The sequence below is a fragment of the Cobetia sp. 5-25-4-2 genome (genome assembly GCF_013374075.1).
Lineage (GTDB): Bacteria > Pseudomonadota > Gammaproteobacteria > Pseudomonadales > Halomonadaceae > Cobetia > Cobetia marina.
The window spans coordinates 179,748-196,445 of the sequence record NZ_BLWK01000001.1 but is presented as its reverse complement, the minus strand read 5'-3'; the positions used below and the strand labels follow the sequence as shown (position 1 = coordinate 196,445).

Below are 16,698 nucleotides of genomic sequence, written 5' to 3'. Positions count from 1 at the left end.
GAGAGAGAGCAGCAATGTTCGGTCTTGCGCGTCAGGCCACCGATTGCCGTATGGCAACCCGCTGACCTGGCGAAAATCAGTGGTGGAAACGCTCGGACGCTTCGCGCGCCAGCTCACGAATGCCATCCCAGTCGCCTGCATCGATCAATTTCTGCGGCGCCACCCAGCTACCACCGACACACATCACGTTCTTGAGTGCCAGATAGTCACCGGCATTGTTGAGCGTGATGCCGCCGGTCGGGCAGAAGCGTGCTTCGCTGATCGGGCCACCGAAGGACTTGATGGCATTCACGCCACCCGCGGCCTCGGCCGGGAAGAACTTGAAGCGGCGGTAGCCGTACTGCCAGCCGGTCATCAATTCGGACACGGTCGCGACGCCCGGCAGCATCGGCACGCTACTGGTCACGCCATACTGATAGAGCGCTTCGGTGGTACCCGGCGTGACGACGAAATCGACGCCCAGCTCTTCCACCTTGCGATACTGTTCCGGCGTGAGCACGGTGCCGGCACCGATGCTGGCATTGGGCAGCGCTTCACGCATGCGGCGAATCGCCTCGAGAGCGCAGTCAGTCCGCAGGGTGACCTCGAGAACGGTCAAGCCGCCTTCATAGAGCGCCTTGCCCAGCGGCACGGCGTCCTCGATGCGCTCGACGGCGATCACCGGCAGCACGGAGGCCTTCTGGCAGATGCTGTCGATCTCGGTCGTGCGCGTCGAGGGAAGTTGTTTTTCGAAGCTCATGGCGTTCTCCTTGCGCCGCAGCGCTGATGTTGTCTAGTACGCCACGGCGCTGATGTGGTTGATAGCGCCGTGGCCGATAGGATCAGGGGGCCCAGTACAGCGCCAGGGGCGCGGACAGGAAGGCGCGGATCGGCAACTCGCTGACGGCCTCGACATCGCCCAGTGCACGTGACAGCACGGCCTGCTTGTCGGTGCCCGTCAGATGCAGCACGGTACGGCGCGTCTGGCGCAAACGCTCGAGGCTCAGGGTGATGCGCGCCTGCGGGACGCTGGGGGCACGCATCGGCACACAGCAATCACGGCTGGTCAGCGCTTCCTGCAGGCGATCCCCATCCGGGAACAGCGAAGCCGTGTGACCATCGCCCCCCATGCCGAGAATCACCGCGGAGGCCGGCCAGGAGAGTGCCGCGATGCGAGCACTCACTTCCTCGCAACCCGCCTCTGGCTCTGCTTCGGCGTTGGTCAGCGGATGGAAGGTCGCGGCAGCGGCTGCGCCCTTCAACAGATGCTCACGCACGAAACGGGCATTGCTGTCGTCGGCGTCTTCACTCACCCAACGCTCATCCGCGAGGGTGATGTCCACACGCGACCAGTCCAGCGGCTTGTCACGCAATGCGGCGAACAACGGCTTGGGCGTCGAGCCCCCGGAGACCACCAGCAATGCGCGAGCCTCAGGCGCCGCCAGGTCAGCGGTCAGTGCTGCCGCGAGATACTCGGCCAGCGACTCGGCAGTCTGCTGGCGCGGGTCCTGGGTGGCGTTCTGTGTCATGTCGACAGCCATCTCAATACTCCTCATACCAGCTGCGACCATCACGCGTGATCATCGCGATGGAGGAGACCGGCCCCCAGGAGCCCGCCGGGTAACGACGCGGCGTGGCAGCGCGCGATTCCCAGCCATCGATGAGGGTATCGACCCAGCGCCAAGCGTGTTCGATCTCGTCACGACGCACGAACAGATACTGTTGGCCCTTGATGACCTCGAGCAGCAGACGTTCGTAAGCTTCCGGAATCCGGCGCTTGGGGAAGGCGCTGTTGAAGTCGAGATCCAGCGGACCCGGACGCAGGCGCATGCCCTTGTCGAGACCGGAGTCCTTGGTCAGCACCTGCAGCGAGATGCCTTCGGAGGGCTGGAGACGAATGATCAGCTTGTTGGCCGCCAGCGAGCGCTGGTCCGGATCGAAGATGTAGTGCGGCTGCTGACGGAAGTGGATCACGATCTGTGACAGCTTCTCGGGCATGCGCTTGCCGGTACGCAGGTAGAACGGCACGCCTGCCCAGCGCCAGTTGGACACTTCGGTCTTGAAAGCCACGAAGGTCTCGGTGGAGGACTCGGTATTGGCGCCCTCTTCTTCCAGATACCCCGGCACGTGCTGACCATCGACGGCACCCGCGATGTACTGACCACGTACCAGATCAGTGTTCAGACGCTCACCGGTGATCGGGCGCAAGGCCTTGAGCACCTTGACCTTTTCATCGCGAATGGCATCGGCGTCCAGATTGGACGGCGGGTCCATCGCGATCAGGCACAGCAGCTGCAGCAGGTGATTCTGCACCATGTCACGCAGCTGACCCGCCTGATCGAAGTAGCCCCAGCGTCCCTCGATACCGACCTTCTCGGCCACGGTGATCTCGACGTGGGAGATGTGGTTCTGGTTCCACTGATTGCCGAACATCGGGTTGGCGAAGCGCAATGCAATCAGGTTCTGAACGGTTTCCTTGCCCAGATAGTGATCGATGCGATAGATCTGCGACTCGTGGAATACCGCGCCGATGGCATCGTTGATGACACCGGAGCTTTCCAGGTCGGAGCCGATCGGCTTCTCGACCACGACACGCGAGTTCTCATCCAGACAACCGGCGGCCTGCAGGTTGTTGCTGATGTCACCATAGATGCGTGACGGCACGGAGAGATAGATCATCAGCGGGCGCGGCGAAGGCTTGCCCTTGGCGTCAACCCGCCAGTCGGCGATGGCCGAGTAACCTTCCACCGTGCTGAAATCCAGCGCGGCGTAGCTGATACGGGCGAGGAAGCGCTCGATGGCAGCCTTCTCGAAATGCTCCGGCTTGACGCGCTCCTTGAGCGAGGCCTGCACGGTTTCCTTGAAGGATTCGAGGCTGACGTCCTGACGCGCCAGGCCGATCAGGCGAGTCGCCTTGTCGAGCAGACCATCGCGATCAAGGTGGTAGAGGGCTGGATACAGCTTGCGCTTGGCGAGGTCGCCCAAGGCGCCGAACAGGGCAATATCCACGCCCGGAATGGTGTCGGAACTCATGCAGCCGATTTCTCCCGTCGAAACTGCCCTGCATGCCTGGCTGGCCGATACGGTGGTGCCCTCCCTGAATCTCCGATGGCGCGACGCGAGGGGCGCAGCACGCAGGATTTCAAGAGGCATGTGGGACACCGGGACGGCTGTGGCGATACATGGCTGGTTATATTAACAACAAATGTAGCGATAACGTCGCGCTCTCTCAAGACAAATCGCCCAACAAGTAGGTAAACTTACCTAAAAGTGGTAGCCAGCGGACGTTTCACTGAGCTTGGAGCATCGTCCGAGGCAAAGGGATGCTTGGCCTGCCAGACGAGTGAGGCTAGGATGCCCAGATTACGTAGTTATTTCACTACACAATGGCAAGGTAATCGGCGAATGGCAGTACACGACCTCATCAACCGCATCCGCGAACGTCTCGACGACCTCAATCGTTCAGAGCGCAAGGTCGCTGACGTCATTCTGACAGATCCGTCGGCCGCCACGGGAATGAGCATCGCGGCACTCGCTCAGGCCTCGCTGGTCAGCGAGCCGACCGTCAACCGTTTCTGTCGCAATTTCGACGCCAAGGGCTTCCCGGACTTCAAGATCAAGCTGGCCCAGAGTCTGGCCGGTGGCACGCCCTATGTCTCGCGCAGCGTCGAGCAGAATGATGACGCCGAATCCTATGGCGACAAGATACTTGGCGCCACGGTTGCCGCTCTCGATGATGCGCGCCGCGCCCTTGATGCCAAGCGCATCGAACGTGCGGTGGATTATCTGAGCCAGGCCAAGCAGATCTGCTTCTTCGGCCTGGGGGCTTCCGGGCCGGTGGCGGCAGATGCCCAGCACAAGTTCTTCCGTTTCAATCTGCCCGTGATGGCCTATGAAGACGTGCTGATGCAGCGCATGGTCGCGGCCGCCTGCCATACCGGTGACGTGATCGTGATCATCTCCTATACCGGCCGCACGCGGGAACTGGTCGATATCGCCAGGCTGGCGCGCGGCAACGGTGCCGCCGTGCTCGGCATCACCGCGCCGGACTCTCCGCTGGCGCGCGAGTGTACCGAGGTGCTGGAAGTCATGGCACCGGAGGACACCGACATCTACATGCCGATGACTTCGCGCATGATCCATCTGGCTCTGATCGATGTGCTGGCGACCGGCGTGACGCTCAGGCGTGGCGTGGACTTCCAGCATCATCTCAAGAAGATCAAGGATAGCCTCAAGGACACCCGTTTTCCGCCGGAATCCTGACGGTTCAAGCAGCGGTGGACTTGCACCGATGCCGCCAAGGCACAACAATACGCGCCATGAACCTGCATGCGGCCGCTGGCTGCATGATCTCCCATGTCGTGAATGCCGAGGAAGCCCCCATGCGCTGGTTGGCCACTGCTGCTCTGACCCTGTTCTCTGCCCTGCCTTTCAGCATCAGTCTGGCGCAAGCCGAGACCTTCAAGTTCACTGCCATTCCCGATGAAGATGAGTCGCGTCTGGTGGAGCGCTTCGACAAGGTCGCCGACTATCTGGAAGAGAAGCTCGGGGTGGATGTCGAGTACGTGCCGGTCAAGTCCTACAGCGCCGCGGTCAGTGCCTTCCGCAATGATCAGATCCAGATGGCATGGTTCGGCGGCCTCACCGGTGTCCAGGCCCGCCAGCTGGTGCCGGGCTCCCAGGCGATCGCCCAGGGTGTGGAAGATGCCGCCTTCCGCAGCTATTTCATCGCACGACGTGATCTCAAGCTGGCCGGCGATGCACAGACGCCGCTGGAGACGCTGCCCGAATCCGTGGAAGGCCACTCCTTCACCTTCGGTGCCAAGACCTCCACTTCCGGGCGCCTGATGCCGGAATACTATCTGCGCGAACAGTTCGATGACGCCCCCGAGAAGGTCTTCTCGCGCGTCGGCTTCTCCGGTGATCACTCACGCACCATCGCGCTGGTTGCCGCCGGCACCTACGACGTGGGCGCCGTGAACTACGCCGTGTGGGAAGCCGCCGTCAAGGATGGCAAGGTCGATCCCGCCAAGGTCCAGGTACTGTGGGAAACTCCGGCCTACCCCGACTATCAGTGGACAGTGCGCGGCGATGCCGACAGCCACTACGGTGCGGACTTCACGCAGCACCTCACTCAGGCGCTGCTGGACATGAAGGATCCGGACCTGCTGGAAAGCTTCCCGCGCTCCGGCTTCATCCCGGCCAGCAATGATGACTACGCCCCGATCAAGACGGTTGGCGAGCAACTCGGTCTGCTGCGCTGAGTCATGACCCAGGCAACACCCTCTCCCCTGCTGCACCTATCACGACACCACCTCGGCCATGGCGCCGAGGTGGTGTTGCGCGATCTGGACGTTCATCTCGAGCATGGCGAGCGCGTCGCTCTGCTTGGCGCCAGCGGTGCGGGCAAGTCCACGCTGCTGGAAGCCTTGCGCAGCGCCCTGCACGAGCAGGGTACGCCTGCAGCCTGGTGCCCTCAGCGTCAAGGACTGGTGCCTCAGCTCTCCGTGTATCACAACATCTTCATGGGCAGGCTGGATCAGCAATCGTCGCTGACCAACCTGCTCAATCTGCTGCGCCCCAGGCCCGCTCATTGGCAGGCAGTCGCCGCCGTATGTGAACCTCTGGGCATCGCCGGCCTGATGGAGCGCTCGGTCGAGGCATTATCCGGTGGACAGCGTCAGCGGGTGGCCATCGCCAGGGCACTTTATCAGGGACATGATCTGTTTCTCGGGGACGAGCCTGTGGCGAGCGTGGACCCGCATCAGGCCAGCCAGCTGATCCACTGGATCCACTCTCGCCATGCCACCAGCGTGGTAGCGCTTCACCAGAAGGAGTTGGCACTCACTCACTTCACTCGTGTCATCGGTCTGGGCAAGGATGAAAACGGCAACGGCAAGGTACTGCTCGACGCCAATACCGACGACCTGAAGCCGCAGGACCTCGACTGCCTCTACCCTGCCGCCAGCAGTGAGCCACTTGATGTCGACTGAACCCGGCCTCGCGCTCTCCAGACTGCGCAAGCCGCCACGCTGGTGGCAGGCGCGCAGTGAAGGCTCACACCTGCTGCGGCTCGGTATCGGCCTGCTGGCCGCCATGCTGATACTGGCGCCCTTCGGTGATCTCTCCATTACCTCCCGGGAGCCCTGGCAGGAACTTGGCCGCATGCTGAATGGCCTGGTGATGCCGGCTCCCAGTGCACTGGAATCACCAGTGCATGCCTTGATCCTGACGGTGGCGTTCGCCCTGTGGGGGACGCTGCTGGGGGCGCTGCTGGGACTGCCCCTTGCGCTGCTCTACTCCCGCTCACGAGCATTGCGCGCTGTCTGCGCCGGTCTGCGGGCCGTGCATGAGCTGTTCTGGGCACTGCTGCTGCTGCAGGTATTCGGCCTGTCCGCCATCACGGCGCTGGCCGCGATCACCATCCCCTACGCGGCAACCTTCGCCAAGGTCTACGCCGAGATACTGGAACAGGTTCCCCAGGCACCGCGCCGCGCTCTGCCTGCCGTCACATCACGCCTGATGTGCTTCGTGTATGCAGAACTCCCACTGGCATGGTCGCGATTGGCGAGCTACACCCGTTACCGTTTCGAGTGCGCGCTACGCGCCAGCGTCCTGCTGGGCTTCGTCGGCTTGCCGACGTTGGGCTTCTATCTGGAAAGTGCTTTCCGCGAAGGGCGCTACCATGAAGCCGGCGCTCTGCTGTGGATCTTCTACCTGCTGATCGCCACGCTGCCATGGTGGGGGCATCGTCGCCTGCTGCCCCTTCTGGGAGTCGCCAGTCTCTGGTGGCTGGGGCCATGGCCGGACGTGAATCCGACACTGCTGTGGCGCTTCCTCAGCCACGACATATGGCCAGCGCCGCTGGTCAATGCCAGCGTCGATTCACTGATCTCCGGCCAGCTACTTGCTGATCTGCTGGATTGGGCGAGCCATCTGCCCCACCTGCTGTCCGCGCTGGGCAACACCCTGCTGCTCGGTCTGCTGGGCACCGCAGGCAGCCTGCTGATCGCCATGCTGCTGTGGCCATTGGCCAGCCGACATGTGGGCAATCGCGCCTCCCGACAGGCCACTCAAGGGCTGATGATCTTCCTGCGCACCACCCCTGAGCTGATGCTGGCCTTCATTCTGCTGCTGCTGCTGGGCCCCTCGCTCCTGCCTGCCTGGCTGGCACTGTCCCTGCACAATGGCGCCATCATCGCCTTTCTGTGTGCACGACATGCCAACCAGATCCAGCTGCCGCCCGGCAAGCCCCGCGGACGACTGGAAAGCTGGCTGTATGAGATCAACCCGAGAGTCGCGCCCGGCATGTTCGCACTACTCTTCTATCGCGCCGAGACCATCATTCGCGAGACGGCGATTCTCGGCATGCTCGGCGTGGCAACGTTGGGCTTCCACATCGATTCGAGCTTCGAGTATCTGATGTTCGACCAGGCCTTTGCATTGCTGCTGCTGACCGCAATACTCAATATCGTCGTGGACAGCGTCGCGCGCCGTCTGCGTCCGACGCATGAAATCGCCGAAGACAGCTGCGTTCGCTGACCTCACTCCTTGCTGATCTGCATTCGATTCATGTGCAAGCAGTCACTTCCCTCACACCCGGCCTGCCGCGAGCTTCCCATGACGACATCCGCTCAGACGAAGACAGATTCTGCCGCACAGGCCAGACGTGAGGCGCAGCGCATCACCCTGATCGGCGCGGCGCTGGATGGGGTGGTGGGCATCGCCAAGCTGATCGTCGGGAAGCTGGTCGGCTCTCAAGCCTTGATCGCCGATGGCATCCATTCACTGTCAGACCTGGTGACGGATGCCTTCGTGTTGGTGGCCACTCACTTCGGTCGTCAGGCACCGGATCGCTCCCACCCCTGGGGGCATGAACGCATCGAGACGCTGGGCACCCTGGTGCTTGGCAGCTTGCTCATCGCCGTGGCGGGTGCAATCGGCTGGGAAGGCGTGCTGCGCAGCTGGGAGCTGATATTCGGCACCCTGAGCATTCCGCTGCCAGGGGCTCTGGGCATCGGCGTCGCGGTGATTTCCTTGATCGCCAAGGAAGCCATCTTTCGTGCAACGCTCAAGGTGGCTCGCAAACAGAAGTCCAGACTGCTGGAAGCCAATGCCTGGCACTCACGCAGCGATGCGCTCTCGACCGTCGCCGTGCTGGTGGGCTTGATCGGCACTCAGCTCGGGGCAGGCTGGATGGATGGAATAGCTGCCATCATCGTCGCGGTGATGGTCGGCAAGATCGGCGTATCGCTGGCGTGGGAAGCCTCACGGGAATTGATCGACACCGCTCTGCCACGCGAACAGCAACGCGCCATGAGTGAATGTTTGCTGTCATTGCCGGAAGTGCGTGGCGCACATGATCTTCGCAGTCGCACGCTCGCCGGCCGTATCGTGCTGGAAGTCCATCTGCTGGTCGCGCCACGCATCAGCGTCTCGGAAGGTCATGCCATCGGCCACCACGCCGTGGCACGCCTCAAGTCAGAATTCCCCCAGCTCAGCGATGTGCTCTATCACATCGACCCCGAAGACGATTCACATATCGGCCAGGCGGATACGACACATCCCACACCCATGCAGCCACTGCCGCTGCGCAGCGAGATCATCACTGCACTTGATGTCTGCTGGCAGTCACACCCTGTATGGCAAGAACGCAGCGGGCTGATGCTTCACTATGTCAATCATGTCACCACACCCCCCTCTGCTCCCTCGAGTGCTCCACATGTCGATGTCCAATTGGAGGTTGCCGAACAGGCATTCACTTCGCTCAGCGAATGTAACCTGGCACCTTCCTCACGCAACACGACAGTCGATGAACTGCAACGCCTGGCGAAGGACATCCGCTGGCTGGGCACGGTAAGACTCAGCATCATTTCGCGTGCCCAAGACGCCGAAACGTGAGTTACACTTTGCGATACACAGCAGTCTGCGCGGCGGTGCAGTGCCTCAACGAACCCACTAGTGACGATGATGTTCGTCACCTTGCCCATCTTCAGTGATCACACAAACACCCAAGGAGCACGCCATGAGCAACGCATCCGGCGAAATGCACAAGACACGCATCATCAATGAACTGAAAGGTTTCATTCGCAAGCTGCTGCAAGACCCGAAGATTCTCGAGCAGTCACTGGTGGTGGCGCGAGCGCGCCTCAAGGAAGGGGCAGAACAAGGAAAAAGCGAGCAAGCGGTGCTGGCCATCATCGCCAACGAGATTTCTGACACTACCAGTATCCATATCCCGGAAGATCCAGCAGAGCACTCAGATGCAGACAAACTGTTTCTGGAGCTGCTGAAGGATGTTGTTGAGGAGGAAGAAGCACTTTATTGATCACAATAAAAAACCGCCCCGAAGGGCGGTTTTTTATTAATTAGCGGCAGTCAGCAGGCACCCAAGCATTGTCCATTGCATCGTTCTTGCCACATGTCCAAATAATGCTGCCACCTCCATCTGCTACAGTAGGAGTCAGAGTGAGCTCGGCAGCATCAGCAACTGTAGCATTATAATTCACTGTAATAACACCAGCGTTACCAACAGTTACTGAGTCGACTGCATTACCTGTTATAGATCCAGCAGCTTGTAACCCAGCTTCATCGTTGGTGGTAGGGAATGCACTTGAAGTGGAATAAACTTCAGTAACAGCTGTCTTTGCTGCAGCTGCGAGCTGTAAACCTTCTGAAACATTTGCGCGCTTGGTGTAATCCTGATATCGCGGAATCGCGATGGCTGCCAGAATACCAATGATCGCAACAACGATCATCAGCTCGATCAATGTGAAACCAGCCTGTTGCTTGCGTGTCATGTTGTGACTCCCTTGCCTTTGCGTAGTGAGATCAGGTCGTACGTCCTGAAACCCCGGTTACTGTCCCTGAACATCAAACTGTTACTTAGGGTGACGTGCCGTGTCGAGCGTTGCGACTCTGTATCAGCATCTCACCATTGTTAGCATAACATTTTGATATCACGGGGTATCGACCGGACGGGACGATTGATACCACAGCCACAGTTCAGGTGCCATTGCCATGTCGCAAGTCGCTTTCAAGGCGGCGCTGACGGCTGCTTGTGAGTTACAATAGATTACACTCGGTCACATTGCAAGCAACACCATGAAATTCTTTCAGCCCATCAAACCAACGCAGCTCAACGCTCACTGCAACTGCCTGACTACATCAGACTTCCCCTCCTCGATGGCAGCCTGTTGACAAGACGGCGCTTAGGGACCTGCTTTGTTCTCTCCCTTATACCCTCCCTCCTTTGCCCTACAAGTCAGCCTCTCAAGACACGCCATCAATGAATCTCCTCCCGGCCACCGCCCGAACATCGCCGAAGTCGCCTGAGACACTGACAGCTGCTTCCAGGCCTCTGGCTCGGGTGTGGGCCGATAAATTGAGAGGGGTGGCATTTCTGCCAAGTGCCAATCAGGCTACACTGGAGACAACATCAGCACTCTTGCAACTCACCACAATGGCGAGAGATTGCAACGGTATTGTGGGCTGCCATGTATCGCGGCGTTTATCGACATGAGCCGCAGGACAGACTTTCAGATTCGCCACAGGACATTTCCATGCCCCAGAGTGATCAGACGTTGAAGGGATTTGCCGCTCGCCTGGTGGAATCAGGCTTGCTGGAGCCTCAGGCTGCCTTGCTGGCTGAGCAGGAGGCCAATGAGGCTGGCGAGAGTCTGCTGCTGCATGTCATCACTCATGGCCTGGCTTCGGCACGTGAGGCCACCTTGGTGGCAGCATGGGAATACGGGCTGCCCTATGTGGATCTCGATGCAATACGTATCGATTCACTCCCGAGCATTGATGAGCTGCCAGAGAAGGTACTGCGAAAGCTGGGCGTACTGCCGCTCTATCGACGCGAACATCGTTTGACCGTCGGCGTGCCCTCGCCATCGACACTGACTCACCTTGATGAGTTGCAGTTTGCCACCGGTCTGTCGATTGAAAGCGTGCTGGTCGCCGCCGATCAACTCGCACCTGCGCTTGAACAATATCTGGAAGCCGGCGAAGAAAGCGCCATGGACATGCTGAGCGAAGATGGTGAGGCTCTGGATGGACTCGAATTCGAAGGCGAAGAAGACAACAACCATGATATGGCCATCACGGCCAATAGTGATGATGCGCCAGTCGTGCGCTTCGTTCACAAGGTACTGTTGGATGCCATCAAACGCGGTGCCTCGGACATCCACTTTGAACCTTATGAATCCACGTACCGGATTCGCTTTCGTATCGACGGCATGCTGGTCGAGAATACTCGCCCGCCCTTCAACATGCGCAATCGTATCTCGGCGCGCTTGAAGGTGATGTCGCGCATGGATATCTCCGAGCGTCGCCTGCCTCAGGATGGCGCCATCAAATTGCGACTTTCCAAGTCACGCTCCATCGATTTCCGTGTCAACACCTTGCCAACTGTTTACGGGGAGAAGTTGGTACTACGTATTCTTGACCCCAGTTCCGCCAAGATGGGCATCGAGGCACTGGGCTTCGAGCCGGAACAGCGTGCCATGTTCGAGAAGACACTTGGCGAGCCTCAGGGCATGATCCTTGTCACCGGCCCTACCGGTAGCGGCAAGACCGTTACCCTGTATACCGGCTTGAACATCCTTAACACGCCTGAGCGCAATATCTCGACCGCGGAAGACCCGGTCGAGCTCAAGGTGGAGGGCGTCAATCAGGTCAACGTATTACCCAAGATAGGGCTCGACTTTGCCTCGGCACTGCGCGCCTTCCTGCGCCAGGATCCCGACGTGGTGATGGTCGGGGAGATTCGGGACAAGGAAACCGCCGAAATTGCCGTCAAGGCCGCGCAGACAGGCCACCTGGTGCTCTCGACCCTGCATACCAATTCTGCCCCTGAAACGTTGACGCGCCTCAGCAACATGGGGATCGCGCCTTTCAACATCGCAAGCTCGGTTTCCTTGATCATCGCGCAACGCCTGGCGCGGCGCCTGTGTCCCCACTGTCGTCAACCTGCCGAGATCCCCCAGGAAGCCATGGCCTCAATGGGCTTCAGCGCAGAAAATGGCTTCAGTGAGGAAGATCTGGAAAATGCCACCATCTATCGCCCGACGGGTTGCAGCCAATGCACGCTGGGCTACAAGGGACGCGTCGGCATCTATGAAGTGATGCCCATCTCAGATGAGATGAGCCGCTTGATCATGCGGGAAGGCACCGCGATAGAACTGGCAGACCAAGCGCGCAAGGAAGGGTTGTCGGATCTGCGCCGCAGCGGCCTGCGCAAGGTAATGGCGGGCATGACCTCGCTGGAAGAAGTCAACCGTATCACCAAGGATTGATGACAACATGCTGGAGCGTTGACAGCGCCGATGTGAACAATCTTCACCAGCGCTGACTTTTGCTCAGTCATCAGGCACATTGAACATGGATTACCTCCCCCTGCGATGAGCAGGTCACTCATGCACTGACTGCCAGCAGTGTAAATCGCGGCATAGGGAGGGAGCAGCCACTGGCCTGCTCACGTGTAACATGAGTCTCGCGAGTCAAGACAGGGACTCTCATTCATCAGGGAATGACAACCGACATGGCGACGATCAGAACTGCCAAGAAAGACAAGAAGAAGGCGGGCATAGAAACCTGGCAATGGACGGGCAAGAATTCGCGTGGTGAAAAGGTCAAGGGCGAGCTGATGTCCGCCAATGTCGACCAGGTCAAGAATACGCTGGTCGGCCAGGGTATCGTCGTCAAGCGTTTGCGCAAGAAATCCGCCCTGTTTGGTGGCAGCAAGAAAGTCAGCGGCAAGGATGTCACCATGTTTGCCCGCCAGATGGCAACGATGATTCGCGCCGGTGTCCCCGTTCTGCAAGCCTTCGGTATCGTCGCCGAGAGCATGAAAAGCCCGGGCATGCGACACCTGGTGGAAGATCTGATGAATCAGGTCGGTGCGGGCGCCAGCTTCTCGGAAGCACTACGCAAGCACCCGCAACATTTTGACAATCTCTTCTCCAACCTGGTCGCCGCAGGTGAGCAGGCCGGTGCCCTCGACAAGATGCTGGACCGCGTCGCGACCTACAAGGAGAAGATCGATTCCCTCAAGGCTCGCGTGAAAAAAGCGCTCTACTACCCCATCGCCGTCATTGGTGTGGGTATCGGGGTAACGGCGATTCTGTTGATCAAGGTCGTTCCCCAATTCGAGAGCCTGTTCCAGGGCTTTGGTGCTGAACTACCCGCTTTTACTCAGCTGACCATCACTTTGTCGGAATACGCCCAGAATTATTGGTACATCGCTTTGGGTGCCGTGATTCTGGCAGTCATACTTGTCGCTCAAGGCATGAAGCGTTCCGACAAGTTCGCCTATGCCATGCATCGCTTCATGCTCAAGATACCGGTGCTGGGTGATATTCTCGACAAGTCATCCGTGGCACGTTATTCACGCACTCTCGCCACCACCTTTCAAGCTGGCGTGCCGCTGGTAGAATCACTGGATACTGCGGCAGGCGCTTCCGGCAACAAGGTCTATGAACGCGCCATCGCCCAGATCAAGGAGGATGTCTCCACGGGTCAGCAGCTCAACTTTGCCATGCGCAATACTCAGCTGTTTCCCACGCTGGCGGTGCAGATGGTGGCCATCGGAGAAGAAGCCGGCTCTCTGGATGCCATGCTCAACAAGGTGGCCGACTTCTATGAAGAAGACGTCGACAACAAGGTGGATGCCCTGACCTCACTGCTGGAACCCCTGATCATCGTGGTGCTGGGCACTCTGGTTGGCGGTCTGGTGGTGTCGATGTATCTGCCGATCTTCGAACTCGGCAACGCTATCTGATACTTCACGGTCAGATGCTTCATCATGACAGGCGGCCGCGACACCCGAAGGGGCGCGGCCGCCTCATTTCCAGTCCAGCTATTCTGACAAGGATGTTCCGTGGATTCTCTCGCCTCCCTCTCCCCCGCTCTTCAGGCCTGCCTCGCGGGGATTTTCGGCCTGTTGATCGGCAGTTTTCTGAATGTAGTGATCACACGCCTGCCGGTGATGATGATGCGTCAGTGGCGTGCAGAGGCACGTGAAGCGCTGGAGCTGGAGCCGGAAGCGTCGCCACGCTTCAATCTGTTGGTGCCTGCCTCACGCTGCCCTGGCTGCGACACCCCAATCAAATGGCATGACAATCTCCCTGTCATCGGCTGGCTGAAACGCCGCGGCCGCTGCGCGAGCTGCAATACCCGTATCAGTGCACAGTATCCACTGGTGGAGCTCGCCGGTGGCGCGCTCGGCGCTTCCATCGCGTTGATCTACGGCCTGGAAGCACAGAGCCTGTGGATCTTCGGCGCCTGTCTGACACTGCTGGTGTTGTCAGTGATCGATTTTCGCACCCAGCTGTTGCCTGATGCCATCACGCTACCGTTGCTGTGGGCCGGTCTCGCCTACCAACTGCTTTTCCAGCCATTGATGCTGCCCAGTGCCGTGATTGGTGCCATGGCCGGCTATCTGGTGCTGTGGAGCTTCTACTGGCTATTCAAGCTGGTGACTGGCAAGGAAGGCATGGGCTATGGCGATTTCAAGCTGTTGGCGGCACTGGGGGCTTGGCTTGGCTGGCAGTGGTTGCCACTGCTGTTGATCCTCTCTGCGGGACTCGGCGCAGTACTCGGCATCCTGTTGCAACTGCTGGTGCCGCGCCTGCGGGGAGCCCCCATGCCATTCGGCCCTTATCTGGCCGTGGCAGGCTGGATTGCGCTATTGTTCGGCACCCCGCTGATGAGCCTCTACCTCAGCGTGATAGGTGCCTGATGACGACTGCGCTCAATCAAGGCCCCATCATCGGGTTGACGGGCGGTATTGGAAGCGGAAAATCCAGTGTGGCACGGATGTTCGGAGAGCTCGGCATCCAGTGGGTGGACGCCGATGATGTCTCGCGCGAGATCGTGCGTCCCGGCGAAACCGCACTGGCCGAGATCATCGCCCACTTCGGCGAGTCGATCGTCACGGCGCAGGGCGAGCTTGATCGCGCCGCGCTGCGCGAGCGGATCTTTGCTGCCCCCGAGGAGCGTCAATGGCTGGAGCGCTGCACCCATCCGCGTATCCGGGAGCGCATCGTGCAACACCTGGCGGCCATGACCAGCCCCTACCGTCTACTGGTCTCTCCCCTGCTGTTCGAGTCCGGCCAGGACAGCCTCGTCTCACGCACCCTGGTGGTGGATGTCAGCCAGGATGTTCAGCTGGCGCGCACGCTGAGCCGCGATGGCGTCAGCGAAGCGCAGGTACGCGCCATCCTCGCGGCCCAGCTGCCGCGCGAGACACGACTGGCCAAGGCCGACGATGTCATCGACAATAACGGCAATCAGGCGAGCTTGCGTGAGCAGGTCGTGGCCATGGATGTCCGCTATCGCTCGCTGGCCGCCTCCAATGCATCATTTCAGGAGCTTCCCGATGTCTGACTCCGCGTCCTCACAGCCCCACAAGGCGCCCTTGTCCGTTGCCTGCCCGCAATGTCGAACCCCCGTGGCATGGAGCGCCGCCAGCGAATTCCGCCCCTTCTGCAGCAAGCGCTGCCAACTGCTGGACCTCGGCGCCTGGGCTGATGAGTCCCACAGCATCGCCGGCGAGCCGGCCATGGACGAGACCAGCATCGACGAGATGGTGGCACGCATGGAGCGCGACATGAATCAGCAGTAGCGCTCGAGAGAGCGCTGCTGGTTCAGACTGGCTCAAGCTCGACGCTCAAGATGCTCGCCAAAAAAAGACCCTCGAGGCTGGCCTCGAGGGTCTTTTTCGTTCAGGCAACTGCCATCAACGCGCGATCATCACTTCCAGAAGTCACGAATCGACGCAATCCCCTGTGCGCCGACGGCGCGCGCATGGTCACTGTCGTAGCGCGACATGCCCCCAAGGGCATAGACCGGCATGCAGGCCTGCTCGACCAGCTCCTGGAAGTCATGCCACCCCAGTGGCGCACGCTCAGGATGGGAAGGCGTGACACGCAGCGGTGAAAGGCTGACGAAATCACAGGTCACCCGTCCCGCCTGATCCAGCTGTGCCTGGTCATGCGTCGAGGCGGACAACCACTTGTTGGCCGCGATCGGACGCTCGCCCTTCTCTGCCAGCTCCGCCAGACGCACGCTGGTCAGGTGGATACCGTCCGCATCGACCTTGTCGAGCATGGAAGGCTCGGCATTGAGCAACAGACGCGCACCACGTGCATGACAGATCGCCAGCGCCTTCTCGGCCCGGGCAATGTACGCCGCCTCATCGAGTTCCTTGGCACGCAGCTGTACCAGGCGCACGCCATCTTCATCCAATGCACGGATCAAGCGTGTCTCGAATATTCCCTCATCAGCCTCTTCCGGCGTGATCAGATACTCGCGTGGCAGCGAGACCGCGCGCAGAATCGGCAGATTCGCAGCCGGGAAGGCATATTTGTAAAGGTCCTCGATCTCGACCCAACGCACTGCCTGCCCTTCGCGGCCAAAGGGCTCGCCATTGAACTGACGCGTTTCCCACACATCCAGCAGGATATGCTTGTCCGGGTATTCGTGATGAATGCGGATCAGCGGCTGAGCACGCGTGATCTCGACACCCAGCTCTTCGCACAGCTCACGCTTGAGCGCTTCCAGACCGGTTTCGTAGGGCGCCAGCTTGCCACCCGGAAACTCCCATAAGCCGCCCTGATCCACCGTCGAGGGACGGCGTGCAATCAGGACCTGGCCCTGTTCGTTTAAGATGGCGGCAGCCGCCACGTGAACCCTTCGCTTCGGCATGATGCCTGT

General features: G+C 60.1%; 16 protein-coding genes. 11 read left to right on the top strand and 5 right to left on the bottom strand.

Going from position 1 to position 16,698, the window contains the following annotated elements; translation table 11 throughout:
- Positions 1-76: 76 nt before the first annotated feature.
- The 3 genes from HXS65_RS00895 to zwf form a co-directional block, all read right to left on the bottom strand.
- Complete coding sequence (locus tag HXS65_RS00895; protein ID WP_077371743.1) at positions 77-739, bottom strand: bifunctional 4-hydroxy-2-oxoglutarate aldolase/2-dehydro-3-deoxy-phosphogluconate aldolase; 663 nt, start codon at positions 737-739, stop codon at positions 77-79.
- A gap of 82 nt (positions 740-821) precedes the next feature.
- A complete protein-coding gene (gene pgl, locus HXS65_RS00890; protein ID WP_255304383.1) occupies positions 822-1,520 on the bottom strand; it encodes a 6-phosphogluconolactonase in 699 nt (232 codons plus the stop codon).
- A 1-nt stretch (position 1,521) separates the two neighbouring features.
- Positions 1,522-3,012, bottom strand: a complete 1,491-nt coding sequence (gene zwf, locus HXS65_RS00885) for a glucose-6-phosphate dehydrogenase (protein ID WP_077371740.1) — start codon at positions 3,010-3,012, stop codon at positions 1,522-1,524.
- 372 nt (positions 3,013-3,384) lie between these two features.
- Between zwf and HXS65_RS00880 the strand changes: the two genes are divergently transcribed.
- The 6 genes from HXS65_RS00880 (at position 3,385) to HXS65_RS00855 (ending at position 9,307) form a co-directional block, all read left to right on the top strand.
- Complete coding sequence (locus HXS65_RS00880) at positions 3,385-4,242, top strand: MurR/RpiR family transcriptional regulator (protein ID WP_077371737.1); 858 nt, start codon at positions 3,385-3,387, stop codon at positions 4,240-4,242.
- 119 nt (positions 4,243-4,361) lie between these two features.
- Positions 4,362-5,243, top strand: a complete 882-nt coding sequence (locus HXS65_RS00875) for a putative selenate ABC transporter substrate-binding protein (RefSeq protein WP_084209792.1) — start codon at positions 4,362-4,364, stop codon at positions 5,241-5,243.
- Positions 5,244-5,246: 3 nt separating this feature from the next.
- Complete coding sequence (locus HXS65_RS00870) at positions 5,247-5,972, top strand: ATP-binding cassette domain-containing protein (RefSeq protein ID WP_176492897.1); 726 nt, start codon at positions 5,247-5,249, stop codon at positions 5,970-5,972.
- Positions 5,962-7,521 (top strand): ABC transporter permease, encoded by a 1,560-nt coding sequence (locus HXS65_RS00865; protein WP_255304382.1) that lies wholly within the window; start codon positions 5,962-5,964, stop codon positions 7,519-7,521. The genes HXS65_RS00870 and HXS65_RS00865 overlap by 11 nt, the downstream gene beginning before the upstream one ends.
- Positions 7,522-7,599: 78 nt before the next feature.
- Positions 7,600-8,880: a cation diffusion facilitator family transporter gene (locus tag HXS65_RS00860; protein ID WP_176492896.1), complete on the top strand. Its 1,281-nt coding sequence runs from the start codon at positions 7,600-7,602 to the stop codon at positions 8,878-8,880.
- Positions 8,881-9,004: 124 nt separating this feature from the next.
- Entirely contained in the window at positions 9,005-9,307 is a 303-nt protein-coding gene (locus HXS65_RS00855) for a hypothetical protein (RefSeq protein WP_077371726.1), read from the top strand.
- A 40-nt stretch (positions 9,308-9,347) separates the two neighbouring features.
- Here HXS65_RS00855 and HXS65_RS00850 read toward each other — a convergent pair whose 3' ends face one another.
- Entirely contained in the window at positions 9,348-9,779 is a 432-nt protein-coding gene (locus HXS65_RS00850) for a pilin (protein WP_176492895.1), read from the bottom strand.
- Positions 9,780-10,541: 762 nt separating this feature from the next.
- On the opposite strand from HXS65_RS00850, the gene pilB reads away from it, so the two are divergent.
- The 5 genes from pilB to yacG all read left to right on the top strand — a co-directional run bounded on the left by pilB (position 10,542) and on the right by yacG (position 15,607).
- Complete coding sequence (gene pilB / locus HXS65_RS00845; RefSeq protein WP_176492894.1) at positions 10,542-12,278, top strand: type IV-A pilus assembly ATPase PilB; 1,737 nt, start codon at positions 10,542-10,544, stop codon at positions 12,276-12,278.
- Positions 12,279-12,523: 245 nt separating this feature from the next.
- Positions 12,524-13,762, top strand: a complete 1,239-nt coding sequence (locus tag HXS65_RS00840) for a type II secretion system F family protein (RefSeq protein WP_136938322.1) — start codon at positions 12,524-12,526, stop codon at positions 13,760-13,762.
- A 99-nt stretch (positions 13,763-13,861) separates the two neighbouring features.
- Positions 13,862-14,722, top strand: coding sequence for an A24 family peptidase (locus HXS65_RS00835; RefSeq protein WP_084209205.1), 861 nt, complete (start codon positions 13,862-13,864; stop codon positions 14,720-14,722).
- Entirely contained in the window at positions 14,722-15,369 is a 648-nt protein-coding gene (coaE, locus tag HXS65_RS00830) for a dephospho-CoA kinase (protein ID WP_176492893.1), read from the top strand. The genes HXS65_RS00835 and coaE overlap by 1 nt, the downstream gene beginning before the upstream one ends.
- Entirely contained in the window at positions 15,362-15,607 is a 246-nt protein-coding gene (gene yacG / locus HXS65_RS00825; RefSeq protein WP_141392184.1) for a DNA gyrase inhibitor YacG, read from the top strand. Before coaE ends, yacG begins: the two co-directional genes overlap by 8 nt.
- 128 nt (positions 15,608-15,735) lie before the next feature.
- Here yacG and HXS65_RS00820 read toward each other — a convergent pair whose 3' ends face one another.
- Positions 15,736-16,689, bottom strand: a complete 954-nt coding sequence (locus tag HXS65_RS00820) for a Nudix family hydrolase (RefSeq protein ID WP_077371708.1) — start codon at positions 16,687-16,689, stop codon at positions 15,736-15,738.
- Positions 16,690-16,698: the final 9 nt, after the last annotated feature.

Bases quoted from the DNA above. Each gene is read 5' to 3' on its own strand.
- HXS65_RS00855 (WP_077371726.1), top strand. From the start codon at position 9,005: ATGAGCAACGCATCCGGCGAAATGCACAAGACACGCATCATCAATGAA.
- HXS65_RS00840 (WP_136938322.1), top strand. From the start codon at position 12,524: ATGGCGACGATCAGAACTGCCAAGAAAGACAAGAAGAAGGCGGGCATA.
- pilB (WP_176492894.1), top strand. From the start codon at position 10,542: ATGCCCCAGAGTGATCAGACGTTGAAGGGATTTGCCGCTCGCCTGGTG.
- HXS65_RS00870 (WP_176492897.1), top strand. From the start codon at position 5,247: ATGACCCAGGCAACACCCTCTCCCCTGCTGCACCTATCACGACACCAC.
- pgl (WP_255304383.1), bottom strand. From the start codon at position 1,520: ATGGCTGTCGACATGACACAGAACGCCACCCAGGACCCGCGCCAGCAG.
- HXS65_RS00880 (WP_077371737.1), top strand. From the start codon at position 3,385: ATGGCAGTACACGACCTCATCAACCGCATCCGCGAACGTCTCGACGAC.
- HXS65_RS00875 (WP_084209792.1), top strand. From the start codon at position 4,362: ATGCGCTGGTTGGCCACTGCTGCTCTGACCCTGTTCTCTGCCCTGCCT.
- HXS65_RS00895 (WP_077371743.1), bottom strand. From the start codon at position 739: ATGAGCTTCGAAAAACAACTTCCCTCGACGCGCACGACCGAGATCGAC.
- HXS65_RS00865 (WP_255304382.1), top strand. From the start codon at position 5,962: ATGTCGACTGAACCCGGCCTCGCGCTCTCCAGACTGCGCAAGCCGCCA.
- HXS65_RS00860 (WP_176492896.1), top strand. From the start codon at position 7,600: ATGACGACATCCGCTCAGACGAAGACAGATTCTGCCGCACAGGCCAGA.
- HXS65_RS00850 (WP_176492895.1), bottom strand. From the start codon at position 9,779: ATGACACGCAAGCAACAGGCTGGTTTCACATTGATCGAGCTGATGATC.
- coaE (WP_176492893.1), top strand. From the start codon at position 14,722: ATGACGACTGCGCTCAATCAAGGCCCCATCATCGGGTTGACGGGCGGT.
- zwf (WP_077371740.1), bottom strand. From the start codon at position 3,012: ATGAGTTCCGACACCATTCCGGGCGTGGATATTGCCCTGTTCGGCGCC.
- HXS65_RS00820 (WP_077371708.1), bottom strand. From the start codon at position 16,689: ATGCCGAAGCGAAGGGTTCACGTGGCGGCTGCCGCCATCTTAAACGAA.
- yacG (WP_141392184.1), top strand. From the start codon at position 15,362: ATGTCTGACTCCGCGTCCTCACAGCCCCACAAGGCGCCCTTGTCCGTT.